26 protein-coding genes are annotated in these 25,255 nt (G+C 62.4%); 15 read left to right on the top strand and 11 right to left on the bottom strand.

From position 1 onward, the window contains the following. Window positions 1–92: 92 nt before the first annotated feature. Window positions 93–4,379 (bottom strand): DEAD/DEAH box helicase, encoded by a 4,287-nt coding sequence (locus HU724_RS25110; RefSeq protein WP_186568816.1) that lies wholly within the window; start codon window positions 4,377–4,379, stop codon window positions 93–95. A 276-nt stretch (window positions 4,380–4,655) separates the two neighbouring features. Between HU724_RS25110 and HU724_RS25105 the strand changes: the two genes are divergently transcribed. Then, window positions 4,656–5,540 (top strand): sugar nucleotide-binding protein, encoded by an 885-nt coding sequence (locus HU724_RS25105; RefSeq protein WP_038860943.1) that lies wholly within the window; start codon window positions 4,656–4,658, stop codon window positions 5,538–5,540. Beyond that, on the top strand, window positions 5,533–6,465 hold the full coding sequence (locus HU724_RS25100; protein ID WP_186568817.1) for an NAD-dependent epimerase/dehydratase family protein: 933 nt from the start codon (window positions 5,533–5,535) through the stop codon (window positions 6,463–6,465). The genes HU724_RS25105 and HU724_RS25100 overlap by 8 nt, the downstream gene beginning before the upstream one ends. 354 nt (window positions 6,466–6,819) lie before the next feature. Here HU724_RS25100 and HU724_RS25095 read toward each other — a convergent pair whose 3' ends face one another. The 6 genes from HU724_RS25095 to HU724_RS25070 all read right to left on the bottom strand — a co-directional run bounded on the left by HU724_RS25095 (window position 6,820) and on the right by HU724_RS25070 (window position 11,701). Further along, window positions 6,820–7,518, bottom strand: a complete 699-nt coding sequence (locus HU724_RS25095) for an OmpW/AlkL family protein (RefSeq protein ID WP_016772968.1) — start codon at window positions 7,516–7,518, stop codon at window positions 6,820–6,822. A 220-nt stretch (window positions 7,519–7,738) separates the two neighbouring features. After that, a complete protein-coding gene (locus HU724_RS25090; protein WP_024014502.1) occupies window positions 7,739–8,257 on the bottom strand; it encodes a DUF3299 domain-containing protein in 519 nt (172 codons plus the stop codon). Between the two features lie 11 nt (window positions 8,258–8,268). Beyond that, complete coding sequence (locus HU724_RS25085) at window positions 8,269–9,534, bottom strand: ABC transporter permease (RefSeq protein WP_071173729.1); 1,266 nt, start codon at window positions 9,532–9,534, stop codon at window positions 8,269–8,271. A 1-nt stretch (window position 9,535) separates the two neighbouring features. Then, window positions 9,536–10,246, bottom strand: coding sequence for an ABC transporter ATP-binding protein (locus tag HU724_RS25080; RefSeq protein ID WP_041477850.1), 711 nt, complete (start codon window positions 10,244–10,246; stop codon window positions 9,536–9,538). Between the two features lie 139 nt (window positions 10,247–10,385). Continuing rightward, the gene (locus HU724_RS25075; RefSeq protein WP_133339259.1) at window positions 10,386–10,979 is read right to left on the bottom strand and encodes a DUF2796 domain-containing protein; all 594 of its coding nucleotides are present in this window, start codon (window positions 10,977–10,979) and stop codon (window positions 10,386–10,388) included. Window positions 10,980–11,134: 155 nt separating this feature from the next. Continuing rightward, window positions 11,135–11,701, bottom strand: coding sequence for a hypothetical protein (locus HU724_RS25070; protein WP_186568818.1), 567 nt, complete (start codon window positions 11,699–11,701; stop codon window positions 11,135–11,137). A 128-nt stretch (window positions 11,702–11,829) separates the two neighbouring features. Between HU724_RS25070 and HU724_RS25065 the strand changes: the two genes are divergently transcribed. Beyond that, the gene (locus HU724_RS25065) at window positions 11,830–12,189 is read left to right on the top strand and encodes a hypothetical protein (RefSeq protein ID WP_186568819.1); all 360 of its coding nucleotides are present in this window, start codon (window positions 11,830–11,832) and stop codon (window positions 12,187–12,189) included. Window positions 12,190–12,193: 4 nt separating this feature from the next. Here HU724_RS25065 and trxA read toward each other — a convergent pair whose 3' ends face one another. From trxA to HU724_RS25050, 3 genes are all read right to left on the bottom strand, one after another. Continuing rightward, window positions 12,194–13,066, bottom strand: coding sequence for a thioredoxin (gene trxA / locus HU724_RS25060; protein WP_016772977.1), 873 nt, complete (start codon window positions 13,064–13,066; stop codon window positions 12,194–12,196). A gap of 181 nt (window positions 13,067–13,247) precedes the next feature. Continuing rightward, window positions 13,248–13,904 carry a class I SAM-dependent methyltransferase gene (locus HU724_RS25055; protein ID WP_186568820.1) on the bottom strand — a complete coding sequence of 219 codons (657 nt, stop codon included), beginning with the start codon at window positions 13,902–13,904 and terminating at the stop codon, window positions 13,248–13,250. Further along, on the bottom strand, window positions 13,901–14,365 hold the full coding sequence (locus tag HU724_RS25050) for a YbaY family lipoprotein (RefSeq protein ID WP_071173724.1): 465 nt from the start codon (window positions 14,363–14,365) through the stop codon (window positions 13,901–13,903). Before HU724_RS25050 ends, HU724_RS25055 begins: the two co-directional genes overlap by 4 nt. Window positions 14,366–14,493: 128 nt before the next feature. Here HU724_RS25050 and nrdR point away from each other — a divergent pair, with 128 nt between their 5' ends. The 12 genes from nrdR to HU724_RS24990 all read left to right on the top strand — a co-directional run bounded on the left by nrdR (window position 14,494) and on the right by HU724_RS24990 (window position 23,210). Next, a complete protein-coding gene (gene nrdR, locus HU724_RS25045) occupies window positions 14,494–14,958 on the top strand; it encodes a transcriptional regulator NrdR (RefSeq protein ID WP_007910946.1) in 465 nt (154 codons plus the stop codon). Then, entirely contained in the window at window positions 14,955–16,088 is a 1,134-nt protein-coding gene (ribD, locus tag HU724_RS25040) for a bifunctional diaminohydroxyphosphoribosylaminopyrimidine deaminase/5-amino-6-(5-phosphoribosylamino)uracil reductase RibD (RefSeq protein ID WP_186568821.1), read from the top strand. The genes nrdR and ribD overlap by 4 nt, the downstream gene beginning before the upstream one ends. A 47-nt stretch (window positions 16,089–16,135) precedes the next feature. Further along, window positions 16,136–16,798 carry a riboflavin synthase gene (locus HU724_RS25035; protein ID WP_016772981.1) on the top strand — a complete coding sequence of 221 codons (663 nt, stop codon included), beginning with the start codon at window positions 16,136–16,138 and terminating at the stop codon, window positions 16,796–16,798. Window positions 16,799–16,819: 21 nt separating this feature from the next. Beyond that, a complete protein-coding gene (gene ribBA / locus HU724_RS25030) occupies window positions 16,820–17,911 on the top strand; it encodes a bifunctional 3,4-dihydroxy-2-butanone-4-phosphate synthase/GTP cyclohydrolase II (RefSeq protein WP_039761895.1) in 1,092 nt (363 codons plus the stop codon). A gap of 91 nt (window positions 17,912–18,002) precedes the next feature. Further along, window positions 18,003–18,479 (top strand): 6,7-dimethyl-8-ribityllumazine synthase, encoded by a 477-nt coding sequence (gene ribH / locus HU724_RS25025; RefSeq protein WP_003228649.1) that lies wholly within the window; start codon window positions 18,003–18,005, stop codon window positions 18,477–18,479. After that, complete coding sequence (nusB, locus tag HU724_RS25020) at window positions 18,476–18,976, top strand: transcription antitermination factor NusB (protein ID WP_024014489.1); 501 nt, start codon at window positions 18,476–18,478, stop codon at window positions 18,974–18,976. Before ribH ends, nusB begins: the two co-directional genes overlap by 4 nt. A 27-nt stretch (window positions 18,977–19,003) precedes the next feature. Beyond that, the gene (gene thiL, locus HU724_RS25015) at window positions 19,004–19,969 is read left to right on the top strand and encodes a thiamine-phosphate kinase (RefSeq protein ID WP_125925914.1); all 966 of its coding nucleotides are present in this window, start codon (window positions 19,004–19,006) and stop codon (window positions 19,967–19,969) included. Then, a complete protein-coding gene (locus tag HU724_RS25010; protein ID WP_130888587.1) occupies window positions 19,966–20,469 on the top strand; it encodes a phosphatidylglycerophosphatase A family protein in 504 nt (167 codons plus the stop codon). The genes thiL and HU724_RS25010 overlap by 4 nt, the downstream gene beginning before the upstream one ends. A gap of 25 nt (window positions 20,470–20,494) precedes the next feature. Beyond that, a complete protein-coding gene (locus tag HU724_RS25005; RefSeq protein ID WP_186568822.1) occupies window positions 20,495–21,232 on the top strand; it encodes a substrate-binding periplasmic protein in 738 nt (245 codons plus the stop codon). 144 nt (window positions 21,233–21,376) lie between these two features. Beyond that, window positions 21,377–21,994, top strand: a complete 618-nt coding sequence (gene ribA, locus HU724_RS25000) for a GTP cyclohydrolase II (RefSeq protein ID WP_024014485.1) — start codon at window positions 21,377–21,379, stop codon at window positions 21,992–21,994. Next, on the top strand, window positions 21,991–22,410 hold the full coding sequence (locus HU724_RS24995; RefSeq protein WP_186568823.1) for an MFS transporter: 420 nt from the start codon (window positions 21,991–21,993) through the stop codon (window positions 22,408–22,410). Before ribA ends, HU724_RS24995 begins: the two co-directional genes overlap by 4 nt. Then, entirely contained in the window at window positions 22,410–23,210 is an 801-nt protein-coding gene (locus HU724_RS24990) for a cobalamin-binding protein (protein WP_186568824.1), read from the top strand. The genes HU724_RS24995 and HU724_RS24990 overlap by 1 nt, the downstream gene beginning before the upstream one ends. Window positions 23,211–23,347: 137 nt before the next feature. Here HU724_RS24990 and HU724_RS24985 read toward each other — a convergent pair whose 3' ends face one another. Next, the gene (locus HU724_RS24985; protein WP_186568825.1) at window positions 23,348–25,231 is read right to left on the bottom strand and encodes a TonB-dependent receptor domain-containing protein; all 1,884 of its coding nucleotides are present in this window, start codon (window positions 25,229–25,231) and stop codon (window positions 23,348–23,350) included. Window positions 25,232–25,255: the final 24 nt, after the last annotated feature.

Below are 25,255 nucleotides of genomic sequence, written 5' to 3'. Positions count from 1 at the left end.
CGGCCATTCGCGAGCAGGCTCGCTCCCACAGGGGAAACGGGATTGGACTGTGGGAGCGAGCCTGCTCGCGAAAGACGCCGGTGCGAACACTCTCAATGCCGGATCAGCTTGGCATGCAGTTGTCCCATGGCTATCGGATCCAGCTCTACCCAAACCTGCTGCTTGCCGGCAATCACTGCCGCCACCGGCACCCCATCGCGATACACCAGCCGATTGCTCACCAGCGCCGGCACTTTCACCCCGGGCAACAAGGTCCCGGCCAGATTCAGCGGATCAACCCCACACACCGCCACCAGGCTGCCGTCCTGCGGGCGTCGGCGTACTTCGCGCAGCAAGGGAATGGCTTCAGGCAAGGCAAACTGCTCGCCAGCCAGACCACTGACAAACCGCCCGCCGCGAATCTCGCCCCGCGCCTCCAGACGATGAAAGGTGCGCAGCAATTCCCGCCAGCTCGGCAACCAGTCCGCTTCGCGTTCGAGCAGACGCCAGAACACCACGCCGTAGCGGCGCAGCAGGGTCATGGCGACATGTTCGAGCGTCTCGGCGGCATCGGCTGACGAACCTCGGCGCAGCAATGCCCAGCGCCCGGCATCGTCCATGCCGCCGATGAATGCGCCGCGTCCGCGTCGACTGCTGCGCTGCTGGCGCTTGCTTGCCGGCGTGATCAGCGCGCGCAGACCGGCGAAGCTGTCGGCGTTCACCAAACCTGCGGCGACCAGTTCCTGCAAGGCGATTTCCAGTTCGCTGCGCAGCAGGCGCGCTTCATGAATCAACTCATCGAAAAACAGCGCGCCATGCTGACTCAGCGCCTCGAAGACTTTCTGTGTTTTCGGCGATAACTCACTCACTGGTGTCTGTTCTGCCAATGCACTCCACAGACCCACCTGGCTGCGCGGCAGAAGCACAATCGGCGTACTGCGCAATGCCGAGCCGCTGACCTTCTGCCGCGCATTGATGCGCGTCCACACCAGTTTGCCGTTGCGGCACAGTTCATCCAGCCAGCTCGGCGAATAGTCCTTGAGGCGCGCCGGCAGGATGTCGCTGTCCCACGCCGAAGCTGCCGCCGGGTAGCCTTCGAATTGGCCGACAATCGCCGGCAGCACCGCACTGCCCTGACCTTGGGTGGCCGGCGTCAGATGCTGCCAGTCGAACAGAAAACGCATGAAGTCCTGCAATGCCACCGGTTCGATTTCCCGGCGCAGGCGCTTGACCGTGTAGCGATGGATGCGCGCCAGCAGATGGCGTTCGCACCATTCTTCAACCGCGCTGTTCGGCGTGAACTGGCCGCGCAACACATAGCCTTCGCGTTCCAGTTGCGCGAGGGCCTGATTGACTTGCGCGGCTGGCAGGGCGAGCGGTTCGGCAATGGCTGGCAATGGGGTCGGCCCAAAGGCACCGAGGCGGGCGCGGATCACTTCGACCAACGCCTCATCGAATGCCCACGTGTCGTCGAAGCCGGGCAGCACCACCGCCTCAGTCAGCAACGTGGCCTGCGGATAAAGTGCTTGCAGACAACTCAGGCGTTCGCGAGCCAGCCATAACTGATGCTCGGCGTCGATCTGCAACAGGCAGGCGCGGCCGCTGGCCATCAGCGTTTGCAGCCAGTCCGGCCAACCCGCGTTGGCGCGGGCTTCGGCGTCGCTGATACAGGCGAGGCTCATCAGCGCTTCATGCATCTCATCGAGGGAGTTGGGCGACGGCCAGGCTTCTTCGCGCACTGCGGTGATCGCATCGGCGTCCAGCGCGCCGAGATCATCGGTCGACTGCGGATCGCTCCAGCGTCGATTGATCACCGCTTGCGTGCGGCGTTCCTCCAGCGGCGCGTCGTCGAGAAACGTGTAGGGTCGGGCGCTGAGAATTTCTGCCGCCAGCGGCGACGGCGCAGGCAGATCACGGGCAATCAGGCGCACCTCGCCACGCTCCATGCGCCGCAGCAGGGTCAGCCAGCCTTCGCTGTCCATCGCTTCGTGCAGGCAATCGTCGAGGGTCTGTTCCACCAACGGATGCTCGGGGACTTCACGCTCGCCGGCGAGGTTTTCCAGGCAGGCGATCTGGTCGGGGAAGACGCTGGCGATGAGGTCTTCGCTTTTCATCCGTTGCAGTTGCGGAGCGACTTTGCGCCCGCCGGTGAAGCGCGGCAACGCCAGCGCCACCCCGGCATTCCAGCGCCAGCGCACGCCGAACAATGGCGCATCAAGCACGGCTTGAATGAGCGTGTGTTCAGCGCTGTTGCTGTGCAGGTAACGCCAGACTTCGTCGAGCTCGAAGCTGTGGCTGGTGGACAGCGACAGCACGATCGCGTCTTCGCTGGCGGCGGCCTGCAACTCGAAGTTGAAGGTGCGGCAGAAACGCTTGCGCAAGGCCAGGCCCCAGGCGCGGTTGATGCGGCTGCCGAACGGCGTGTGAATGATCAGTTGGGTGCCGCCGGACTCGTCGAAAAACCGCTCCATCAACAGCGTGTCCTGCGAGGGCAGGGCGCCGAGGGTCTGCCGTGCGCGAGCGAGGTATTCGACCAGTTGCTCGGCGCTGGCGAGGTTGAGGCCGAGTGTTGCGGTCAGCCAGTCGAGTGCCGGTTGCAGATTGCCGGGACTGGCGCTGAGCAGCTCATCCAGTTGCGCTTGCAGGCGCGCGACGGCAGCCGACAGTTCATCACTGCGCCCCGGCGCTTCGCCGAGCCAGAACGGAATGGTCGGCGGCATCCCCTGCGCATCCTCGACCCGCACCTTGCCACTTTCCACCCGCAAGATGCGGTACGAGGTATTGCCGAGCTGGAACACGTCGCCGGCGATACTTTCCACGGCGAAGTCTTCGTTGACGCTGCCGATGTTCAAACCCTGGGGTTCGAGCAGCACGCTGTAGTCGGCGTTGTCCGGGATGGTGCCGCCACTGGTCACGGCGGTCAGTTGCGCGCCGCGCCGGCCACGCAAGGTGCGACTGACGGCATCGCGGTGCAGATAGGCGCTGCGGATGCCTTGGCGGCCGTTGTAACCCTCGGCGAGCATGCTCAGCAGGGCCTGATAGTGTTTTTCATCGAGATCGCGATACGGCCAGGCTCGGCGGAACATCGCCAGCAACGCGTGCTCCGACCATTCCTGGCAACTGACCTCGGCAATGATCTGCTGCGCCAGCACGTCCAGCGGTTTTTCCGGAATGTGCAGCGTATCGAGCTCGCCCCGACGCACGCAGTCGAGCAGGGCGGCGCACTCGATCAGGTCGTCGCGGGTGGTGGCGAACAAACGCCCCTTGGGCGTGCCGCCGACCTGGTGTCCGGAACGGCCAACCCTTTGCAGAAACGCGGCGATCGAACGCGGTGAACTGATCTGGCAGACCAGGTCGACTTCACCGATATCGATGCCCAGTTCCAGTGATGCCGTGGCGATCAGCACCTGCAGCTCGCCGCGCTTGAGCCGTTGTTCGGCGTCGAGGCGAAACTCCTTGGCCAGGCTGCCGTGGTGCGCCGCCACCGCCTGCTTGCCGAGGCGTTCGCTCAGATGCCGGCTGAGGCGCTCGGCAAGGCGTCGGGTGTTGACGAAAATCAGTGTGGTGCGGTGCTCGCGGGCGAGTTCGGCGAGGCGCTCGTACACCAGTTCCCAGACATCGTTGGCCATCACTGCCGACAGCGGCACCGGCGGCACTTCGATGCCGAGGTCTCGTGGACGGGCGTGGCCTATGTCGACGATTTCGCAGGGGCGATCGTGACCGACCAGGAATTGCGCCACGGCTTCTACCGGTTTCTGCGTCGCGGACAGGCCGATGCGGGTCAGCGGTTCGGCGCACAACGCTTGCAGCCGTTCAAGGCTCAAGGACAGATGACTGCCACGCTTGCCGGCGGCCATCGCGTGGATTTCGTCGATGATCACCGTGCGCGTGGTGCCGAGCATCCTGCGCCCGGATTCCGAGCCAAGCAGCACGTACAGCGATTCCGGGGTGGTCACCAGAATGTGCGGCGCGCTCTTGCGCATGGCGGCGCGGTCTTTCTGCGGCGTGTCGCCAGTGCGTACGGCGGTGGTGATGGTCAGCTCCGGCAGGCCCATTTCGCGCAATTGCGCAGTGATGCCGGCGAGCGGATTCTGCAGGTTGATCTGAATGTCGTTGGACAGTGCCTTCAGCGGCGAGACATAGACCACCAGGGTTTCGGCGGGCAAACCGTCAGGATGCTCAAGACCGCGATGGACAAGCTCATCGAGCACGGCGAGGAACGCGGTCAGGGTTTTGCCGGAGCCGGTGGGCGCGGCAATCAGCGTCGACCGGCGCTGGCGGATCAACGGCCACGCACGGGCCTGAGCGGTGGTGACCGCTGGGAAAGTCTTGTTGAACCAGGCGCTGACGGCGGGGTGAAAGCCGGCCAGCGCACTGTTGGCGGGGAGGGGCAGATTCATGACTGAAGTTATGCGGGCGGGGGCGGGAAGATGCAAGTACCGTTCGGACGCCTTCGCGAGCAGGCTCGCTCCCACCTTGGAACCCGGTCCCCTGTGGGAGCGAGCCTGCTCGCGAAGGGGCCGGTCAGGACGCCGCAAATTCGCGGATCTACACTTTACGGATGACGGTTGCGCACTAAACCCGCAAAATGCAACGATTCCGGCAATTATCGACGACGGTTCCACGAGAACCGTCGCCAAAGCCATCGTTCCAATCAGACTGGGCCTGCTGACTCTATGCGAATGCGCCTTATGTTACTGGGCGGCGGAAATGCCCTTGGGCAGGCGCTGATTCGCCTCGGTGCGGAAGAAGACATCGGTTTCCTCGCCCCCCGCCCGCCCGAAAACGGCTGGGATGCCGCGAGCCTCACCCAACTGCTCGACGACACCCGTCCCGATGCGTTGATCAACCTCGCCTACTATTTCGACTGGTTCCAGGCCGAGAGCGTCAGCGAAAGCCGCATGAGCGGCCAGGAACGCGCCATCGAGCGTCTGGCCGAACTGTGCCAGCACCACAACATTGTCCTCGTGCAGCCGTCGAGCTATCGCGTGTTCGACGGCTCACGTGCTACCGCTTACAGCGAAAAAGACGAACCGGTGCCGCTGGGCCTGCGTGGTCAGGCCTTGTGGCGCATCGAGCAAAGCGTGCGCGCGACCTGCCCGCAACATGTACTGCTGCGTTTCGGCTGGCTGCTCGACGACAGCCCGGACGGCACCCTCGGGCGCTTCCTCGCCCGTGCGGAACAACCCGAAGAGTTGCTGCTGGCCGATGATCGTCGCGGCAATCCGACTCCGGTCGATGACGCCGCGCGAGTGATCATCTCCGTGCTCAAGCAACTCGACTGCGCCGCGCCGCTGTGGGGCACTTACCATTACGCCGGCCACGAAGCGACCACACCGCTGGCGCTGGGCCAGGCGATTCTCACCGAAGCACGCAGCCTGCATCCGCTGGCGATCGAAGCACCGACCGCGCAGGCCCACGCCGCGCGCCCGGACGCCGCCGAAGAACCGCAACATGCGGTGCTGGCTTGCAAGAAAATTCTCCACACTTTCGGGATCAAACCGCGCGCCTGGCGTGCCGCGCTCCCGGGTCTACTGGACAGGTTTTACCGACATGGCTGAAGCAACGGTTCTAATCACCGGCGGAGCAGGATTCATCGGCTCGCACCTGACCGACGCCTTGCTCGCCAAGGGCTATGCGGTACGCGTGCTCGACGACCTGTCGACCGGCAAGCGCAGCAACCTGCCGCTGGACAATCCCAAGGTCGAACTGGTGGTCGGCGATGTCGCTGATGCCGGCCTGGTCGCCCGCGCCATGCAAGGCTGCAACGCTGTCGCGCATCTGGCGGCCGTGGCCTCGGTGCAGGCCTCGGTGGACGATCCGGTGAAAACCCACCAGAGCAATTTCATCGGCACCCTGAATGTCTGCGAAGCCATGCGCCTGACCGGGGTCAAGCGTGTGGTGTATGCCTCCAGCGCGGCGGTGTACGGCAACAATGGCGAGGGCGAGTCGATTGATGAAGACACGCCAAAAGCGCCGCTGACACCCTATGCCTCGGACAAACTGGCCGGTGAGCAGTACTTCGATTTCTACCGTCGCCAGCATGGCCTGGAACCGGCAATTTTTCGCTTCTTCAACATCTTCGGCCCACGCCAGGATCCGTCCTCGCCGTATTCCGGGGTGATCAGCATCTTCAGCGAACGCGCGTCGAAAGGTTTACCGATCACCGTGTTTGGCGATGGCGAGCAGACTCGCGATTTCCTCTATGTCGGTGATCTGGTCGATTTGCTGGTGCAGGCGCTGGAAAAGCCTGATGTACAGGAAGGCGCGGTCAATGTTGGCTGGAATCAGGCGATGAGCCTGAAGCAGATGCTCGAAGCATTGAAATCAGTGGTCGGTGAACTGCCGCCCGTGAGCTACAGGCCGGCGCGTTCAGGTGATATCCGCCATTCGCGAGCCGATAACCGACGCTTGCTGCAGCGCTTCGAAATGCCGCCGCAGACGCCGATGAGTGTGGGCTTGGCGCGCTTGCTCGGGCGCTCCTGAGAACCCCCTCACCCTAGCCCTCTCCCAGGGGAGAGGGAACTGACTAAGGTGATTGTGAGAAGTACGCCGACTTGCGATACCCAGTCGAACTCAGGTTTTGAAGAACACATAAATCGGCTCCCTCTCCCCCGGTAGAGGGCTGGGGTGAGGGGCCTGGACCTCAAACGCACCACCAATCCCCAGACATGAAAAAGGCGCCCTTCATCAGGCGCCTTTTTCACGGCCGGAATATCGCTATCCCTGTGGCGAGGGAATGTTATCCCCCGATCAACTGCGTACGGTCGTCGTCAGGTCTGTGCCTGCCCGCCACCAAGCCTCATTCACCACCACGTGAACGTTCAATAAAAAATCGACTTAGAACTTATAGCCCAGACCGACCATGTAGATGAACGGATCGACATCCACATTCACCCGTGCACGGGTGCCGGGTGCGACGGCGTTGTTCTCCACGGTCGCGCGCGTGTCGATATCGATGTAGCGCACCTGGGCGTTGAGCATGATGTTGTCGGTGATCATGTAGTCGGCGCCGACCTGCCAGGCCAGACCCCAGGAGTTCTTCGCCTTGAAGTTGCTGAAGCCGTTGGCGCTGGCTTCGCTGCCGACGTGTTCGTCGTAGATCCAGGTGTAGTTGATGCCGCCACCGACATACGGCTGAAACGCCGATTTCGAATCCAGCGGGTAGTAGACGACGCTGAGGGTCGGCGGCAGGTGTTTCAGGGTGCCGAGCTTGCCGTTGGCGGCGGGCAGGGCGGTGCCCTTGAGCTTGACGTCATGCTCGAACGGCGTGGCTGCCAGCAGCTCGATACCGATGTTATTGGTGAGCATGTAGGCGAAGTTCAGACCCAGTTGGGTGTCGCTGCTCATGGTCGCCTTGCCGCCCAGATTGGTGCCGCTTAGCGGACCCTGATCGACCTTGACGCTGGAACTGTCGGCCTTCGGGTTGACGGTGATCGCGCCGGCGCGCACGAGAATGTCACCGGCTTCGTGGGCGTGGGCGAGCGGGGCTGCGAGCGCGAGGGCAAACAGCGAGGCGCTGAGCAAGGACTTGTTCATGGGGGCTCCGAAAGGACATAAAAATTCGATGTCCTAGGGTACGAAGCCGTCTGATACGGTGTTTTGACTCAGCTCAATGAAACAGTGAAGGGGCGGGGTTTTGTGGAACCTTTGAGGGCCTATTCGCGAGCAGGCTCGCTCCCACTTTGGAATGTGATCACCTGTGGGAGCGAGCCTGCTCGCGAAGACGATAGACCAGCCAATACAAAACTACCGGGACTCACTCCGGCAGCTCATACGCATAAATCTTCTCCGCCTCCATTTGATACCCGGCATCGGCCAGCTCACTGCTCGAGGCTTTAACCTGCAACGGTCCTTCAACCCAATACGGCTGATACAGCTCATCGAGCTTCACGCCCAGTTCGCTTTTCACATGGACGATCTGGTTCGACGGCGGTGGCGGTACGTGGATGCAGGCGCCGAAATACGGCACCAGCAAAAAGTCGGTGGTGCGCCCCTCTTCACTGACTTCCAGCGGCACGATGTAACCGGGCAGGCGAATGTTCTGCCCGTCGAGGCTCTTCACGACCGGCGCATTCGGCATGTCCTGCTTGGCCGCCGGCGCGGACTCGGCGGAGAGTGCGTCGCCCATCTTCGACAGGTCGTGCAGCGGGGTCATGTTGGGTACTTCCGGCGCGGCGTCCGGCGGGATCATTTCCGACCAGGTCAGGTCTTTCGGCGCCGCCGCCCACACGGGCAGGGCGACCAGCATCAGCAGCGCAAGCAAGGCGCGGGGCATGGTGAACATCCTCATAAACGGATCGACAGGCCATCGGCCAATGATTGGCGATACGCGCGCCAGGCCGGCACACTGCCCATCAGCAGCGCGGCCGCCAGAATGCCACCGAGCAGCGTCCATTCATACTCGCTCGGCCATGCCAGCGGCAGATACAAACCGTAATTGGCTTGCACGTAACCTTGCGCAGCGGCGATGCCGATGTACAGCAACGCCAGCCCGGCAATCACCCCGGTCAGCGCCAGGGCGAAAGCTTCCAGCACCAGCAGACTTGCGATGTGCCACGGCCGCGCGCCCACCGAACGCAGAATCGCCATCTCGCGGCGACGTTCGTTGAGGCTGGTGAGAATCGCTGTGAGCATGCCGATCAGCCCGGTCAGCACAACGAACAGCGAGACCACGAACAAGGCTTTCTCGGCCGTACTCATCAGGCTCCACAATTCCTGCAAGGCCACGCCCGGCAGGATCGCCAGCATCGGTTCGCCACGGTACTCGTTGATCTCGCGCTGCAAGGCAAAGGTGGAAATCTTGCTGTTGAGGCCGAGCATGAACGCGGTGATCGCTTGCGGGGTCAGGTCCATGTTGCGCGCCTGATCAGCGCTGATCCGCCCGTTACCGCGCGCCGGCACACCGTTGTGCCAGTCGATGTGAATCGCCTCCATGCCGCCGAGGCTGATGTGCAACGTGCGGTCCACCGGGGTGCCGGTACGCTGGAGGATGCCGACCACGGTGAAGGGTTTGTCGTCATGCTTGACGAGGCTGATCGCCGCCACGCCGTGGGCCAGTACCAGTTTGTCGCCGAGCTTGTAGTGCAGCGCTTCGGCGACTTCGGCACCGAGCACCACTTCGAAAGGATCGGTGGCAAACGCGCGACCGTCGGCCAGCGCCAGGTGTTGCTGGCGCCCGTACTGGTAGTGCTCGAAGTAGGCTTCGGTGGTGCCCATCACGCGATAGCCGCGATGGGAATCGCCGAGGGACATGGGGATTGCCCACTTCACTTTCGGGTTGTTGGCGAAGTGTTCAAAGCTGTCCCAACGGATGTTGTTGGTAGCGTTGCCGATGCGGAACACCGAATACAGCAGCAGGTTCACCGAGCCCGAACGAGCACCGACGATCAGGTCAGTACCGCTGATGGTGCTGGCGAAACTGGCCTTGGCTTCGGTGCGCACGCGCTCGACGGCGAGCAGCAGGCACACCGAAAGAGCAATGGCGAAAGCAGTGAGCAATGCGGTGAATCGGCGGTTGGCCAGGCTGGCCATGGCCAGACGAAACAGATACATCTCAGACCTCGGCGGACGTGGCGGCGCGATTGAGTTCGGCCAGGGACAGATGACGGTCGAACAGCGGCGCCAGGCTCTGGTCGTGGCTGACGAACAACAGACTCGATCCGGCCTCGCGGCACTCGGCAAACAGCAGGCGAATGAAGTTCTCGCGGGCGTCGTAATCCAGCGCCGAGGTCGGTTCGTCGGCGATCACCAGTTCCGGTTGGCCGATCAACGCGCGGGCGGCAGCGACCCGTTGTTGCTGGCCGATGGACAGCGAGTCGGCGCGGCGGCTGAGGATGCTTTCGTCTTTCAGACCCAAGTGCGCGAGCAGGGTGGCGGCGGCCTGATCGACGCTGCCGTGGCGCTGTTTCGCCCGTTGCGCACGCAGTTTCGAGAAGTGACACGGCAACTCAACGTTCTCGCGCACCGAGAGAAACGGCAGCAGATTGAATTGCTGGAAAATGTAACCGGTGTGATCGACGCGAAACGTATCGCGCTTGCCGGCAGACAGTTCTGTCAGCTCCTGGCCGAGCAGGCGAATGCTGCCGCGACCGGGCTTCTGCACTCCGCCGAGCAGGCCGAGCAGAGTGGTCTTGCCGCTGCCGCTGGGGCCTTTGAGAAACAGGGTTTCGCCGGCTTCCAGACGAAACGCCGGGATGTCCAGCAGCGGCGGGTGACCGGGCCAGTTGAAGCCAAGGTCGGAAAGTTCGATGAGTGCTTGGGTCATGGCACCGATTTTCATGAAGTGAACACATAACCCTGTGGGAGCGAGCCTGCTCGCGAAAGTGCTGGGTCAGACACCCACATGTCAGATGACACGCCGCCTTCGCGAGCAGGCTCGCTCCCACAGGGGATTTCGGTGGATTCTAGAATTTCAGCGCAGCCGATTTCGCCGTCACTTCGGTACCTTGCTGGCCGGTCGCGCTGATCAGTTGTACCTGAATCTTCTGCGTCGCCGGGAAGGTCTTGAAGATGTTCGTCAGGTTCAGCGTGTTCAGTGCCCCCGGTGTGGCGCAGCTGAACTGGTAATGCGCATGGATTTCGCTGTGGTCGTGGTGATGCTCGTGACCGTCCTTGTCCGCTTCATCTTCGTCGTGATCATCGGCGTCCGGCTTGTCGCCGAACAGCGGGCTTTCCAGTTCCTGGCTGACCACCTTGCAGCCGGCCGCAGCGGGCAGGCTGAACAGGGCCAATGGTTTTTCCAGCTGCGCACGAGCGGCAGCGACTTTGGCCTTGTCGGCATCCGATGTCGCGGCGTGTTCAAAACCCACCAGATTCATCGCCGGGCTTTCCAGCTCCAGCTCCAGGGTCTGACCATCCAGCGCGGCGTTCAGCCGGCCCACGCCATGTTCGTGGGCGCCGAGGCTGCCGTGCTCATGATCATGATCGTGCTCATCAACCGCATGGGCAGCGGCCAGCGGCAACAGGGCAAACGGCAAAGCGAGCAGCAAACGACGCATGACGGACTCCGAGAAAAATGAAAAGTTTGTTATGTAATCTTATAACGAAAGTGCGCAGAGTGTGCCCGTGCGCTTGAGATTGCGCAAGACATGGCTAAGCACCGCCCGGGATGAGTTCGCGGGCGGTGCTGGGATTGGATGTCATGCTTACAGAATCAGAAGCCTGCGCCTGGATAATCGAACCAATAGCGTCCCGAAAGAACATCGTTGATCATATTTGCGTCGAGCACGCTCGGGGCATCGCGACTGAAACGCTGTCGCCAAGCCGGAAGCCACCAGTAGTTGATGGCTGTTCCGCGCGGAAATACCACCAGAGTCAGCACCTCCTTATCCATTTTGCCCTGCGTGTAGAGTTGATGACTGCGATCCATCAGGGCCATGTACTGGTCGATTGGCAGTCTGAACATAAGTGCCATGGTGAAGATTTTTTCACTCTGACTGAACGCCGGACTCTGCAGTACCCGCAATGCTTCGCAAGTGTGTGAATTCGGTTGACTCGCTATGCTCTGGCCTTCGGGGGTTGAAAGTATGTCGAAACGATCATCCATGTCTCGCCAGTCGGTCCGGCTATTGCGCTCAAAGTAATCACGAATAACAAGGGTCAGTGGACCTGCAGTTTCCCCGTCAGCGGGACAAGCCGAAAGATCGGCAGGCAACCAGATGCGCCATGCCACGATGAGCAAGAGTGGGGTCATCAATAGGGCGTAGTAACTTCGTTTCATTACAGGGTGCTGTGAGAAAAAGGACACTGTAGATGAATGCTCGATAACCGCCACACTGGACAACGTCGCTTGGCGTTGCACAAGTCCCATGGGAGGATGCAGGTCAGAAAAGTGCAGGAGCGAACTTGATGTTGCGGATACGCGGAACGGTCGGCGAGGTGCCGGTGGATTTGACGGTGGAGCTGGATGACAGCGATTGGGCGAGGCTGGGTTCGGCGCTGAGCGGGCAGGCGCCGGTCGCGCAGTCTGAGGCAGTGGCGTCGGCCCCGGCGGCGAAGCCGGTGAATCAGGACGATGCGCTGTGGCAGGTGGCCAAAGACTTGCTGCGCAAGGCCGGGCAACTCAGTGGACCGGATCTGCTCGATCAGTTGGAGGCGCTCACCGGCAGTACGGCAGCGGGCAAGCGTTTGCTGGTGCGTCTGCGCCACAGTGCCGATGTGAAAGTGGCGAGCGGCGGGGATACGCCGCTCTATAGCTGGATCGGGTGAGGCCTTAATACAGCGCCGCAAACACTTTGCGACGGTAAGCCGTCACCAACGGATGATCATTGCCCAGCAGTTCGAACACCTGCAGCAAGGTCTTGTGCGGCAAGCCTTCGCCGTAGCTGCGGTTGCGGATGAATAGCTTCAGCAAGGCGTCCAGCGCCGCTTCGTATTGCTGGCGCGCCAGTTGCTGGATCGCCAGTTGGTACACCGCTTCATCATCCTGCGGATTTTGCGCCAGGCGGCTCTTCAGGTCGGCGGCGTCCGGCAGATCGCGGGCGAGGCCGAGGAACTGGATCTGCGCCTTGGCGCCGGCGAGTGCGGCCTTGTGCTCATCGCTCTTGACCGCGTCGAGCACAGTTTGCGCTTCGCCCAGCTCACCGCGCTCGGTCAGGCAGCGTGCGTAAAGGATCAGCGCTTTGGCGTTGGTATTGTCTTCATTGAGAATGGTCACCAGCACCGCTTCCGCCTCGGCGAAGTGGCCTTCGTCGAACATCGCCTGAGCCTGTTCGAACGGGTCGGCAGCGGCCGGTGGCGGCATCTGCACATGCGGTTCCAGCAGCGCGCGCACGGCGGATTCCGGTTGTGCCCCGGCAAAGCCGTCGACCGGCTGACCGTCCTTGAACAGCACCACGGTCGGCAGGCTGCGAATGCCGAAGCGGGCGACGATGTCCTGCTCGATGTCGCAGTTGACCTTGGCCAGCAGCAACTCGCCCTGATAGCTCTCGGCAATGCCCTGCAGCATCGGCATCAACGCCTTGCACGGCGCACACCATTCGGCCCAGAAATCCACCAGCACCGGTTTGTTGAAGGAGGCTTCGATCACCGACTGGTCGAAATCGGCAGTCGTGGCGTCGAAGATGTACGGCGTTTGCTGACTCATGGGGGATCTCGTCAAAGCGTGGATGGGCTCACTATAAAGCTTCGCGAGGGGCTGCTGAAAGCTGTAACACTGATCGTTCCCATGCTCCGCGTGGGAATGCCTCCGGTGACGCTCTGCGTTACGCCGTACGAAGGGACGCGGAGCGTCCCGGGCTGCATTCCCACGCAGAGCGTGGGAACGATCATGCGCGGGTGGCGTGGTAAAGGCTCACATGCCGAAACTCTTCCGGCTCGGCCAGATCCGGCAAGGTCATCGCCTCGAGCATTTCAATTCGCTCATACAACGGATGACGAAAATCCCGCACACGTGAATCCGCCACCAGCGCTTCGCGTCCGCGAGTGAGAAACGCGTCGAGCAGCGGCAGATTGGCGCGGTCGTACAGCACGTCGGCGACCAGAATCAGATCGAAGCGATCGGCCTCGGCAAAGAAATCCGTCGAGTAGCTCATCTGCATATTGTTGAGCTCGGCGTTCGCCTTGCACGCGGCGATCGCCAACGGATCGAGATCGCAGGCCACCACTTCCAGCGCCCCGGCCTTCACCGCTGCGATGCCGGCGATCCCGGAACCGGCGCCGAAATCCAGCACGCGCTTGCCGCGCACCCACTCTGGAAACTGTGCCAGATAACGCGCCACGGCCAAGCCGCTGGCCCAGCAAAAACTCCAATAGGGCGGTTCATGCAGGATGCGCTGGGTTTCTTCCTGGCTGAATTCGCGGGCCATGTTGTCGCCATCGATCAACCACAGCTGCAAATCGGTGCCAGGCAACGCGCAGGCTTTCAGTCTGGCGTCGCCGAGCAATTCCCCCAAGGCCTGTTGCAGGTCGAGCGGTGCTGTCATGGCGCTTTGACGAATTGCAGCTGGCCCAAAGCCTGAGTGGTCGGTTGAGTGATGGTCTGCGACGGCAGGTGCAGGATCAGTTGTCCGGACTGGCTGGCGCGACCGCGCAGCTCAACCCGTGCGCCGGCCGGAAATGCCTCGGGGTTGAAGCGCAGATGAAACGGCAGGATCTGGTTGTTGCCGATCAGGCTGGAACTGGCGAGCAATTGTTGCGGGCGATCCTTTTCATCAATCACCAGCAGCGCCAATTCGACTTCGGCGCCGGTTGGCACGCCTTGCAGGGTGCCGCTCAATTCGCGCTGATGCGCTGGCAGCGGGCCGAGTTCGGCGGCCTCTTTGGCTTTTTTCTGCGCCTGTTGCGGCGCGGGGCCTGGGGTCGGCGGTTGCGGCTTGGGTGCGTCGCTGCCACAGGCCACCAGCAGGCTGAAAAGACTGAGCAGAACAAGCGGACGTAACGGCATTGGAGGCTCCGGCAGAATGAATTCCATGGATCAGACGATCATGCCGTTCTGTATACCGCAAAGCCTATGGCTTGTCTTGCCACGGGGATGCGCTACCATGGCCCTCCCATTTTTTGTTGCCAGCCACCATGCACTGTCCCTTCTGCGGTGCCAACGACACCAAGGTCATCGACTCGCGTCTGGTCGCCGAGGGCGAACAGGTGCGCCGCCGGCGTGAATGCCTGGCCTGCGGCGAACGTTTCACGACGTTCGAGACGGCCGAGCTGGTGTTGCCGCGCCTGATCAAAACTGACGGCAGCCGCCAACCGTTCGACGAAGAAAAACTCCGCGCCGGCATGCAACGCGCGCTGGAGAAACGTCCGGTCAGCGTCGAGCGCCTCGAATCCTCTCTGGTCCACATCAAGCACAAGCTGCGCGCCACCGGCGAACGCGAGGTCAAATCCCTCGTGGTCGGCGAGCTGGTGATGGCCGAGCTGCAAAAGCTTGATGAAGTCGCCTATATCCGTTTTGCCTCGGTGTACAAGCGCTTCCAGGACCTCAATGAATTCCGCGAAGAGATCGACCGCCTCGCCCGCGAACCGGTGAAAGAATGACCACCGCCGCCGAGCAGGCGATCCTCGACGCGCATTTCATGGCCCGCGCACTGGAACTGGCGCGCAAGGGCCACTACACCACCCATCCCAATCCGCGAGTCGGTTGCGTGGTGGTGCGTGACGGCCAGATTGTCGGCGAAGGCTGGCATGAGCGCGCCGGCGAACCCCATGCCGAAGTCCACGCTCTGCGCGCCGCTGGCGAGCAGGCCCGGGGCGCGACGGCGTACGTGACCCTCGAGCCTTGCAGCCACCACGGGCGCACGCCGCCGTGTGCCGATGCCTTGGTGATCGCTGGCGTTGCCCGGGTCGTGGCGGCGATGCGTGATCCCAATCCGCAGGTCGCCGGGCGCGGTTTGCAGCGCTTGGCCGAGGCTGGTATTGCCACCGAAAGTGGTGTGCTGGAGGCTGAAGCACGCAAGCTCAATCAAGGTTTTCTGAAGCGCATGGAACTTGGCTTGCCGTTCGTGCGGGTCAAGTTGGCCATGAGCCTCGACGGTCGCACAGCTATGGAAAGCGGCGAGAGCCAGTGGATCACCGGCCCGGCGGCGCGTTCTGCGGTACAGCGTTTGCGCGCTGAGGCGGCTGTGGTGCTGACCGGCGCCGACACGGTGCTGGCCGATGGCGCACGCTTGACCGTACGCGCGGACGAACTCGGTCTGGGCAGTGAGCAAACCGCGCTGGCCATGAGTCGCCCGCCATTGCGCGTGTTGATCGATGGCCGCCTGCGGGTGCCGCTGGATGCGCCGTTCTTCAAGGCCGGGCCGGCGCTGGTCGCCACCTGTGTCGCGGTCGAGGAGCAATATGCCAATGGCCCGGAATGCCTGATCGTGCCGGGTGCCGACGGCCAGGTCGATCTGCATCAATTGCTTATCGAACTGGCCAGCCGTGGCACCAACGAGGTGCTGGTCGAGGCCGGGCCGCGTCTGGCCGGCGCCTTTGCGCAACTGGGGCTGGTCGACGAATTCGTGATCTTCATTGCCGGCAAGTTCCTCGGCTCCACGGCGCGTCCGCTGCTCGACTGGCCGCTGGCGCAGATGAAAGATGCGCCGGAACTGAAAATCACTGAAATCCGCGCGGTGGGCGATGACTGGCGAGTCACTGCGATCCCTGTGCCTTCAGCCCGCGTATAATTCCCGGCCATCGCGTTAGCGCTGGCCTCGTTCTCAAGGAGAACCCCATGTTCACCGGCATCATCGAATCCATCGGCAGTATCCGCGCACTGACCCCAAAGGGCGGTGATGTGCGGGTGCACGTCGCAACCGGCAAGCTCGATCTGAGCGACGTCAAACTCGGCGACAGCATCGCGGTCAACGGCGTTTGCCTGACCGCCGTCGAGTTGCCGGGCGACGGCTTTGCCGCCGACGTCAGCCGCGAAACCCTTGATTGCACCGCCATGAATGACCTGAAAAGCGGCAGCCCGGTCAATCTGGAAAAAGCCCTGACCCCGACCACTCGCCTTGGCGGGCATCTGGTCAGCGGTCATGTCGATGGTGTTGGCGAAGTGGTATCGCGCAGCGACAATGCCCGCGCCGTGGAATTTCGCATCCGCGCGCCGAAAGAGCTGGCCAAGTACATCGCCCACAAAGGCTCGATCACCGTCGACGGCACCAGCCTGACCGTGAACGAAGTCGATGGCGCCGAATTCATGCTGACGATCATTCCGCACACCCTCAGCGAAACCATCATGGCTTCATACAAGCCGGGCCGCCGGGTGAATCTGGAAGTTGACCTGCTGGCGCGTTATCTGGAGCGTCTGCTGCTGGGCGACAAGGCCGCCGAGAAGACCGCCGGCAGCACCATCACCGAAAGCTTTCTGGCCCAAAACGGCTACCTCAAATAATTCAAAAGAAGGGGGTGCCTTGTGGCGCTCAATAGCATCGAAGAACTGGTTGAAGACATCCGCCAAGGCAAGATGGTCATCCTCATGGATGACGAAGACCGCGAGAACGAAGGCGACCTGATCATGGCCGCCGAATGCTGCCAGGCCGAACACATCAACTTCATGGCCAAGCACGCCCGTGGCCTGATCTGCATGCCGATGAGCCGCGAGCGCTGCGAACTGTTGAAGCTGCCGCTGATGGCGCCGCGCAACGGTTCCGGTTTCGGCACCAAGTTCACCGTTTCGATCGAAGCTGCCGAAGGCGTGACCACCGGCATCTCCGCCGCTGACCGCGCGCGCACCGTGCAAGCGGCTGCCGCCAAAGACGCCAAGGCTGAAGACATTGTCAGCCCGGGTCACATTTTCCCGCTGATGGCGCAGGCCGGCGGCACTCTCGCTCGCGCCGGCCACACCGAAGCCGCTTGCGACCTGGCGCGTATGGCCGGTTTCGAGCCGAGCGGGGTGATCTGCGAAGTGATGAACGACGACGGCACCATGTCCCGTCGCGCTGAACTCGAAGCATTCGCCGCCGAACACAACATCAAGATCGGCACCATCGCCGACCTGATCCACTACCGGATGATCCACGAACGTACCGTTCAGCGGATTGCCGAGCAGCCGCTGGACAGCGAACTGGGCCAATTCAACCTGGTGACCTATCGTGATTCGGTGGAAGGCGACGTGCACATGGCACTGACGCTGGGCACTGTCTGCGCTGAGGAGCCGACGCTGGTTCGCGTGCACAACATGGACCCGCTGCGCGACCTGCTGATGGTCAAGCAACCGGGGCGCTGGAGCCTGCGCGCCGCCATGGCTGCGGTCGCCGAGGCCGGCAGCGGTGTGGTGCTGCTGCTCGGTCACCCGCTCGATGGCGACGTGCTGCTGGCGCATATCCGTGAAACCGGTGAGCAGGCAGCGCCGAAAAAACCGACCACCTACAGCATTGTCGGGGCCGGCTCGCAGATCCTGCGTGACCTCGGCGTGCGCAAAATGCGCTTGATGTCGGCGCCAATGAAGTTCAATGCGATATCCGGTTTCGATCTGGAAGTTGTAGAATACGTGCCCTCCGAATAATGACCGGCTGTTTCCGGACTCCGATTCGCGGCAAATAAATCACTGAGGGACGCGTAGCAAACGCGTCCCGGCTCTTTAAGAGAACTGACGAATGACCCTGAAGACCATCGAAGGTACCTTCATCGCCCCCAAAGGCCGCTACGCTCTGGTAGTGGGCCGCTTCAACAGCTTCGTGGTTGAAAGCCTGGTCAGCGGTGCCGTTGATGCCCTGGTTCGCCACGGCGTGAGCGAAAGCGACATCACCATCATCCGCGCACCGGGCGCCTTCGAAATCCCGCTGGTTGCGCAGAAAGTCGCCCAGAAAGGCGAGTTCGCAGCGATCATCGCCCTCGGCGCGGTCATTCGTGGCGGTACTCCGCACTTCGAATACGTGGCTGGCGAGTGCACCAAAGGCCTGGCCCAGGTCTCCATGGAATTCGGCGTACCGGTCGCGTTTGGCGTGCTGACCGTCGATTCCATCGAGCAAGCCATCGAACGTTCCGGCACCAAGGCCGGTAACAAAGGTGCCGAAGCTGCCCTGTCCGCTCTGGAAATGGTCAGCCTGCTGGCGCAGTTGGAGGCCAAGTGATTAGCGACGAAAGCGATCGTTTCAACCCGCGCGATCCGAAACCTGCGGATGCCGGCAAGCCGTCGAAGAGCGCCAAGCGTCGCGAAGCCCGTCAGCTCGCGACTCAAGCGCTGTACCAGTGGCACATGGCCCGGCAATCGCTGAACGAGATCGAAGCGCAGTTTCGCGTTGATAACGATTTCACCGATGTCGACGGCGCCTACTTCCGTGAAATCCTTCACGGGGTTCCGCAGTTCAAGACCGAAATCGACACTGCCCTGACGCCTTGCCTGGATCTGGCGATCGAAGAGCTGGACCCGGTTGAACTGGCGGTTCTGCGCCTGTCGACCTGGGAACTGCTCAAGCGCGTCGACGTGCCATACCGCGTTGTGATCAACGAAGGTATCGAGCTGGCCAAAGTGTTCGGTTCGACCGACGGCCACAAGTTCGTCAACGGCGTGCTCGACAAGCTGGCCCCGCGCCTGCGTGAAGCTGAAGTGAAGGCGTTCAAGCGCTGATCGGCGCTTGAATACTTTTTCTCGGCCATGGGCGAGTTTGAGCTGATCCGCAATTTCTTCGCCGCCGCGCCTTGTGCGCAGGGCGGCGAAGGCGTTGCTCTGGGGATCGGCGACGACTGCGCCTTGCTGGCGGTTCCCGCTGGGGAACAGCTGGCGGTTTCTACCGATACGCTGGTGGCCGGTGTGCATTTCGCCGACCCCTGCGATCCGTTTCTGCTCGGCCAGCGCTCGCTGGCCGTCGCGGTCAGTGACCTGGCCGCCATGGGCGCCGCGCCCGTTGCCTTTACCCTTGCCCTGACCTTGCCGACGGTGACTGCCGATTGGCTGCAAGCCTATGCCCGTGGTTTGAACCGCATGGCGCAAAGCTGCGGCGTCGCGCTGGTCGGCGGCGATACCACGCGCGGACCGTTGAGCCTGACGGTCACCGTGTTCGGCCGCGTACCCGCTGGCCAGGCCTTGACCCGCAGCGGTGCGCAGGCCGGTGATCTGCTCTGCGTCGGCGGCGAACTGGGCAATGCGGCCGGCGCCTTGCCGCTGGTATTGGCTCAACGTGATGCCGAAGCGCATATCGCCCAGCCGCTGCTCGAGCATTACTGGTCGCCGCAGCCGCAACTGGCCCTCGGTCAGGCCCTGCGCGGCAAGGCTACGGCGGCGCTGGACATCTCCGATGGCCTGCTCGCCGATTGCGGGCATATCGCGCTGGCGTCGCAGGTGCGACTTGAGATTGAACGCGAGCGTGTACCGTTGTCGGATGCTTTAGTCGCGTTTCTCGGTCAGCGCGGTGCCGAGCGCGCGGCATTGAGCGGTGGTGATGATTACGTACTGGCCTTCACCTTGCCGTCCGCCGAGTTGCCGGCACTGTTGGCCGACGGCTGGCCGATCCATGTGATCGGGCGAGTGCTGCCGGGCCAGGGCGTGCTGCTGCTGGACCGCGACGGGCACGACATCACTCCGCAGATTCGTGGCTACCAACATTTTCAGGAGACACCGTGACAGATCACCCGAAACAGGTCCCTGCCGAATTCGTGCCTCCCTCGGTCTGGCGCAATCCGTGGCATTTCCTCGCGTTCGGCTTCGGCTCCGGCACCTTGCCAAAAGCGCCGGGCACGTGGGGCTCGCTGGTGGCGCTGCCGTTCATTCCGCTGTGGCAGATGCTGCCCGACTGGGGCTACTGGCTGATGCTCGGCATCACCATGCTGTTCGGCTTCTGGCTGTGCGGCAAAGTCGCTGACGATTTGCGCGTGCACGACCACGAAGGCATTGTCTGGGACGAAATGGTCGGCATGTGGATCACCCTGTGGCTGGTGCCGGAAGGCTGGTACTGGTTGCTCGCGGGTTTTCTGGTGTTCCGCTTCTTCGATATCCTCAAGCCGTGGCCGATCCGCTGGATCGACAAGCACGTGCATGGCGGCGTCGGCATCATGCTCGACGACGTGCTGGCCGGTGTGTTCGCCTGGCTGGCGATGCAAGGGCTGGTATGGGCATTCGCCTGATTCGACTCACGTGAGGAACCACGCAATGCTGCGACGCGGGTTGGCGCTGCTGCTTCTGGCTCTGCTGGGCACGTTCGCCCACGCGCAGGCCGCCGCGCCTGTGCCTGGGGTGATCCATCTGGCCAGCGAAGACTGGGAGGATTACACCGCCGCCGATGGTCACGGTCTGGCCTGGGACGTGTTGCGCAAAGTGTTCGAGCCGGCCGGGGTCAAGCTGGACATCCGCACGGTGCCGTACACCCGTTCGATCGGGCTGGTGCAGTTGAAGGAAGTCGACGCGCTGGTCGGCTCCTACCGCGACGAAGCCGAGCACGTGCTGTACCCGCAATCGAAGTTCGATTCTGATCACATCTACGCGCTGGGCCTGGCGAGCAGCCCGCCGCCGACCCAGGCGACCTTGGACAAATATCGGTTGGCCTGGGTGCGCGGCTACCGCTACGAAAACTACTTGCCGAACATCCAGCGCTTCAACCAGATCGAACGACGTACCGGCATTCTGCTGATGCTCAAGCAGGGCCGGGCGGATTACTACATCGATGCGCTGACCGAGATTGAAGCGGTCGTGCGCGATGCCGCGGATCCAGCGCAGTATCGCTATTCGCATCTGGCTGAGTTGCCGCTGTTTCTCGGTTTCGCCGATACCCCACAGGCTCGCGCGTTGATGGCGCTGTATGACCGGCGCATGGCGGAGCTGGTCAAGAGCGGAGAGTTGAAGCCGGTCTTCGAGAAGTGGCAGCAGCCGTATCCGTTTGATCCAAAATGATCACAATGTCCTGTGGGAGCGTATGGCAGCTGTCATCAAACTTTTTGATGGTTATGCCCGATAATTCAGCCTAAGCGTCCACAGGAACCTGCTGTTACAATGCCCGCCTGCGAATTTTCAGTCTTCTAGATCAGGAGCACATCGGTGCCTGTCGTCTTCGTCGCCGCTTCCAAGCTGCCAACGCCTTTTGCGCAATTCACCATGCACGGCTTTCTCGATGAGAGCACCGGGCGTGAGCACGTCGTGCTGAGCCTCGGTGAAATTGCCGATGGCGCCCCGGTACTCGGTCGCCTGCATTCCGAATGCCTGACCGGCGATGCCTTGTTCAGCCAGCGTTGCGACTGCGGCTCGCAACTGGAAGCCGCGTTGCAGGCGATCGCCCGCGAAGGCCGCGGCGTGCTGCTGTATCTGCGTCAGGAAGGGCGCGGCATCGGTCTGCTGAACAAGATCCGCGCTTACGAGTTGCAGGACGGCGGCGCCGATACCGTGGAAGCCAACGAGCGTCTGGGCTTTGCCGCCGATCAGCGCGACTACGCCATGTGCCTGCCGATGCTTGAGCATCTGGGCGTGAAATCCCTGCGCCTGATGACCAACAACCCGCGCAAGGTCAAAGCGCTGACCGATATGGGCATCGTCGTCGCCGAGCGCGTGCCGCTGCACACCGGGCACAATCCGCACAACAAACTCTATCTGGCGACCAAGGCCAGCAAGCTCGACCACATGATGGGCAACGAACATCAGGGCGAGGTCGACCGCGCGTGACCCGTGGCCAGGTGCGGCGGCGGTTGGCGGTGGCCTGGTGGCAATACCTGGCGCTGGCCCTGTTGCCGCTGTTTGTGCTCAACGCGCTGTTCGGTGAAGGCCAGGGCCTGCTGCCAGTGCTGGCAATGCCTTTGTTCATCGCCGGCGTCGCCTCGATGTTTGTCAGCCTGAAGTATTTCGCCCGCTACAAACACGCCCTGATCGCCACGCAAAAAGCCCTCGATACCGCCGAAGAACCCACCGCCTGGATTGCCCTTGCGGCGCGTCGGCGTACGGCGTTGCTGGTAGCGTCCTTGCCGGCCTGGATCGGCGCACTGGCGGTATTCGTCGGCCTCGAAGCCGTGCCGTTGATGTTGCTGGCGCTGTCCACCGCCGTGCTGTTCTACCTCTATCGTATTCCGCGTCAACTCGGCTGATGCATCGCCTGTGGCTGGCGGTTCTGCTGCTCGCCCTGAGCAGCCCGGCGCTGGCCGCACTGCGTGTGGTCAGCCTCGCCCCCTCACTGTCTGAAATCGTCGTTGAACTGGATTCCGCTGACCTGCTGGTCGGCGTACTGGATGCGGGCGAGCGGCCGCCGGCGATTGCCGATGTTCCATCTGTGGGCCGCTACGGCCAGCTCGACATGGAGCGCTTGCTCAGCCTGAAACCGGATTTGCTGCTGCTCTGGCCCGGCAGTGTTGGCGCCGGGCAGCGTGATCAGCTCAAGCGCCTGAACATTCCAACCTTCGTCGCCGAGCCGCATACGTTGATGCAACTCGCGGCGCAGATCGAAGCCATTGCCGAACAGCTCGGGCGTCCTGAACGCGGGGCGCAACGAGCGGCCGAATTGCGTAAACAACTGGATGACCTTCGTCAGCGTTATCGTCGTGATGTGCCGCTGCGGGTGTTTTATCAGGTCTGGGACAAGCCGCTGTATACCGTGGGGGGCGGGCAGATCATCAGCGATGCGCTTGAGGTGTGCGGCGCGCGCAATGTCTTCGCCGAGCTGAATCTGCCGGCACCGCAGGTGAGTATCGAGGCGGTATTGCAGCGTGATCCCGAAGTGATTGTCGCCGGTGATCAGGCGCAGCTTGGGGCGTGGAAGACCTGGCCGCAGGTGGCAGCAGTCAGGCAGGGGAGACTGTTATTGGTCAGTGATAAAGGTCTGGAAAGGCCCAGTGGTCAGATGATCAGTGCGACCGCCAAACTCTGCCAATTGATCGCGCCGGATCGGTAGACCGCATCGCCTGTATTTGCGAGCAGGCTCGCTCCCACACTGGAGTTGCGGTGAAAACAAAAGGTGTGGCCGCACTCAATCTACTGTGGGAGCGAGCCTGCTCGCGAAGAGGCCTGCCAACCAACACAAATGTCAGTTCAGAGTTCAGGAATCCAGGTGACCCCGAACATCCACGCCCGACCTTCCTCGCGATAGCCATACTGCGCACCGTCATAGCTGTAATTCGCCCGGCTGTAACCCTTGTCCAGCAGGTTATCCACCTTCAGATCCAGCTTGATCTCACGGTTCAGCGCCCAACTGCTGCGCAGCCCGAGCGTGCCGTAGCCACCCAGCGACTGGGTGTTGTTCAAGTCGTCGTAACTGCCGCTGACCAATTGCCAACTGGCGCCGAGTCCCAAGCGATCAAACTGCCGATCCAGATCCCAACTGGCCGTGCGCCGCGCCCGTCGCGCCAGGGTATGCCCGGTATCGCGATCTCGCGGATCAATGATCGCCACGCCGAGATTGCTCTGCCAGCCAAACAGCTCCTGCTTCAACGCTGCTTCAAAACCGTTGATGCGCGCTGACGCAACGTTCTGTGGGCGTGAGTTGCTGCCGAAGATGATCGCGTCTTCCAGGTCGGTACGGTAAATCGAGGCTTCCAGCCGCGCGCTGTCGCTCAACTGGCTGCGCCATTGCAGTTCGTAGCTTTTCGAAGTTTCCGGTTTCAGGTCGCGATTGCTGAAATCCGGGTAGTACAGGTCGTTGAAGGTCGGCGCACGGAACCCTTCGCTGTAGCTCAGCAGCACGTCGTTGTCCGGGTTCAGCGGCAGGGTGAAAGTGCCGCTCCAGGTGTTCTGGCTGCCGAACTGCTGGTTGTCGTCGTGGCGCAGGCCGATCTCGGTGGAGAAACTGTCGGCCTGATAGCGATGCTGGATGAACGCTGCGCGATTCCAGCGGCTGTCCTCGTCAAACGCAGTGCTGCTGTTGACCCGGTCTTCGTACCAGTCGCCGCCGAGGATAAGGCTGTTGCGCGCGTCCAGCGTCAGGTCGTTCTGCCAGTTCACCGAGTCGCGATAGGTATTGAACACCGTGCGCTCGTCGCTGAGCTTGTCGAAGGTCTTTTCGCGGTTTTCGCTGTGGCCGAATTCGATGCGGGTTTTCCAGGTTTCGTTGACCTGCGCATCGACATAACTGCTGATGCTGCTGACATTGAAATCACTGTATGGCTGCTGTTGCACCGACTCGAACGTGGCCATGTCGAAGCGGCCGAACGGATTGTCGAATTCGCTCCTGCCACGGTTATCCAGCAGATTGGCGCCGACTTCGACGTCATCGGTCAGCGCGTGGCTCAGGCTCAGGCTCAGGGATTTGTTGCGGTAGGCGTCATGGTCGCTGTCGCTTGGATACGACTCGTGGGTACGGTCGATCCCGGCCGTTTCGTCGAGGCTGGCGCCGAGGTTGAAGCGGGTTTTCTCGTCGCCGCCGGACAAGCCGAGGCTGCGTTCCCAGGTCTGCTGACTGCCGAAGCCCAGATGCAGGCGTGGCTGCAAGCCTTGCTCGGTGCCGCGCCGGGTGAAGATCTGGATCACCCCGCCAATCGCGTCGCTGCCGTAAATCACCGAGCGCGAACCGCGCAGCACTTCGACGCGCTCGATCTGCTCGATGTTCAGATGCTGCAGGTTGCTGTCGCCGGAAGTCGAATTGCCGATGCGCTGGCCATCGACCAGCACCAGGCTCTGCGCCGATTGCGTGCCGCGAATGTAGATCCCCGGCAGACTGCCGCGCCCGCCAGTCTGCGCCACTTGCACGCCGGGCACGCGCCGCAGCAGATCGGGCACGTCGCTTGGTTGCAGGCGATCAATGTCTTCGCGGGTGAACACGGTGTTGGCGGCGCTGCTGTCGTTGCGCGCCTCGACCTGACGATTGGCGCTGATCAACGTGTCCGGCAGCTTCAGCGCCTGATCGCGTTCGAATGTATCGGCAAGGGCGCTGGCGGTTGGCAGCAGGAGGAAGGGCAGGGCGAGGCGCGAGAGGTTCATGGACAGTCCAACGGGAGTTTCAGG

The organism is Pseudomonas iranensis (assembly GCF_014268585.2).
Classification (GTDB): Bacteria; Pseudomonadota; Gammaproteobacteria; order Pseudomonadales; family Pseudomonadaceae; genus Aquipseudomonas; species Aquipseudomonas iranensis.
This window is presented reverse-complemented; position numbering and strand designations above follow the sequence as displayed.

What these genes read in the sequence shown, in the direction of transcription:
- HU724_RS25085 (WP_071173729.1), bottom strand. Translation starts at nt 9,534, where the DNA reads ATGTATCTGTTTCGTCTGGCCATGGCCAGCCTGGCCAACCGCCGATTC.
- thiL (WP_125925914.1), top strand. Translation starts at nt 19,004, where the DNA reads ATGGGCGAGTTTGAGCTGATCCGCAATTTCTTCGCCGCCGCGCCTTGT.
- HU724_RS25070 (WP_186568818.1), bottom strand. Translation starts at nt 11,701, where the DNA reads ATGAAACGAAGTTACTACGCCCTATTGATGACCCCACTCTTGCTCATC.
- trxA (WP_016772977.1), bottom strand. Translation starts at nt 13,066, where the DNA reads ATGAGTCAGCAAACGCCGTACATCTTCGACGCCACGACTGCCGATTTC.
- ribH (WP_003228649.1), top strand. Translation starts at nt 18,003, where the DNA reads ATGACCCTGAAGACCATCGAAGGTACCTTCATCGCCCCCAAAGGCCGC.
- HU724_RS25105 (WP_038860943.1), top strand. Translation starts at nt 4,656, where the DNA reads ATGCGAATGCGCCTTATGTTACTGGGCGGCGGAAATGCCCTTGGGCAG.
- HU724_RS25095 (WP_016772968.1), bottom strand. Translation starts at nt 7,518, where the DNA reads ATGAACAAGTCCTTGCTCAGCGCCTCGCTGTTTGCCCTCGCGCTCGCA.
- ribD (WP_186568821.1), top strand. Translation starts at nt 14,955, where the DNA reads ATGACCACCGCCGCCGAGCAGGCGATCCTCGACGCGCATTTCATGGCC.
- HU724_RS25035 (WP_016772981.1), top strand. Translation starts at nt 16,136, where the DNA reads ATGTTCACCGGCATCATCGAATCCATCGGCAGTATCCGCGCACTGACC.
- HU724_RS24985 (WP_186568825.1), bottom strand. Translation starts at nt 25,231, where the DNA reads ATGAACCTCTCGCGCCTCGCCCTGCCCTTCCTCCTGCTGCCAACCGCC.
- nrdR (WP_007910946.1), top strand. Translation starts at nt 14,494, where the DNA reads ATGCACTGTCCCTTCTGCGGTGCCAACGACACCAAGGTCATCGACTCG.
- HU724_RS25005 (WP_186568822.1), top strand. Translation starts at nt 20,495, where the DNA reads ATGCTGCGACGCGGGTTGGCGCTGCTGCTTCTGGCTCTGCTGGGCACG.
- HU724_RS25075 (WP_133339259.1), bottom strand. Translation starts at nt 10,979, where the DNA reads ATGCGTCGTTTGCTGCTCGCTTTGCCGTTTGCCCTGTTGCCGCTGGCC.
- HU724_RS25080 (WP_041477850.1), bottom strand. Translation starts at nt 10,246, where the DNA reads ATGACCCAAGCACTCATCGAACTTTCCGACCTTGGCTTCAACTGGCCC.
- HU724_RS25050 (WP_071173724.1), bottom strand. Translation starts at nt 14,365, where the DNA reads ATGCCGTTACGTCCGCTTGTTCTGCTCAGTCTTTTCAGCCTGCTGGTG.
- HU724_RS25110 (WP_186568816.1), bottom strand. Translation starts at nt 4,379, where the DNA reads ATGAATCTGCCCCTCCCCGCCAACAGTGCGCTGGCCGGCTTTCACCCC.
- HU724_RS24990 (WP_186568824.1), top strand. Translation starts at nt 22,410, where the DNA reads ATGCATCGCCTGTGGCTGGCGGTTCTGCTGCTCGCCCTGAGCAGCCCG.
- HU724_RS25065 (WP_186568819.1), top strand. Translation starts at nt 11,830, where the DNA reads ATGTTGCGGATACGCGGAACGGTCGGCGAGGTGCCGGTGGATTTGACG.
- HU724_RS25055 (WP_186568820.1), bottom strand. Translation starts at nt 13,904, where the DNA reads ATGACAGCACCGCTCGACCTGCAACAGGCCTTGGGGGAATTGCTCGGC.
- HU724_RS25100 (WP_186568817.1), top strand. Translation starts at nt 5,533, where the DNA reads ATGGCTGAAGCAACGGTTCTAATCACCGGCGGAGCAGGATTCATCGGC.
- HU724_RS25090 (WP_024014502.1), bottom strand. Translation starts at nt 8,257, where the DNA reads ATGCCCCGCGCCTTGCTTGCGCTGCTGATGCTGGTCGCCCTGCCCGTG.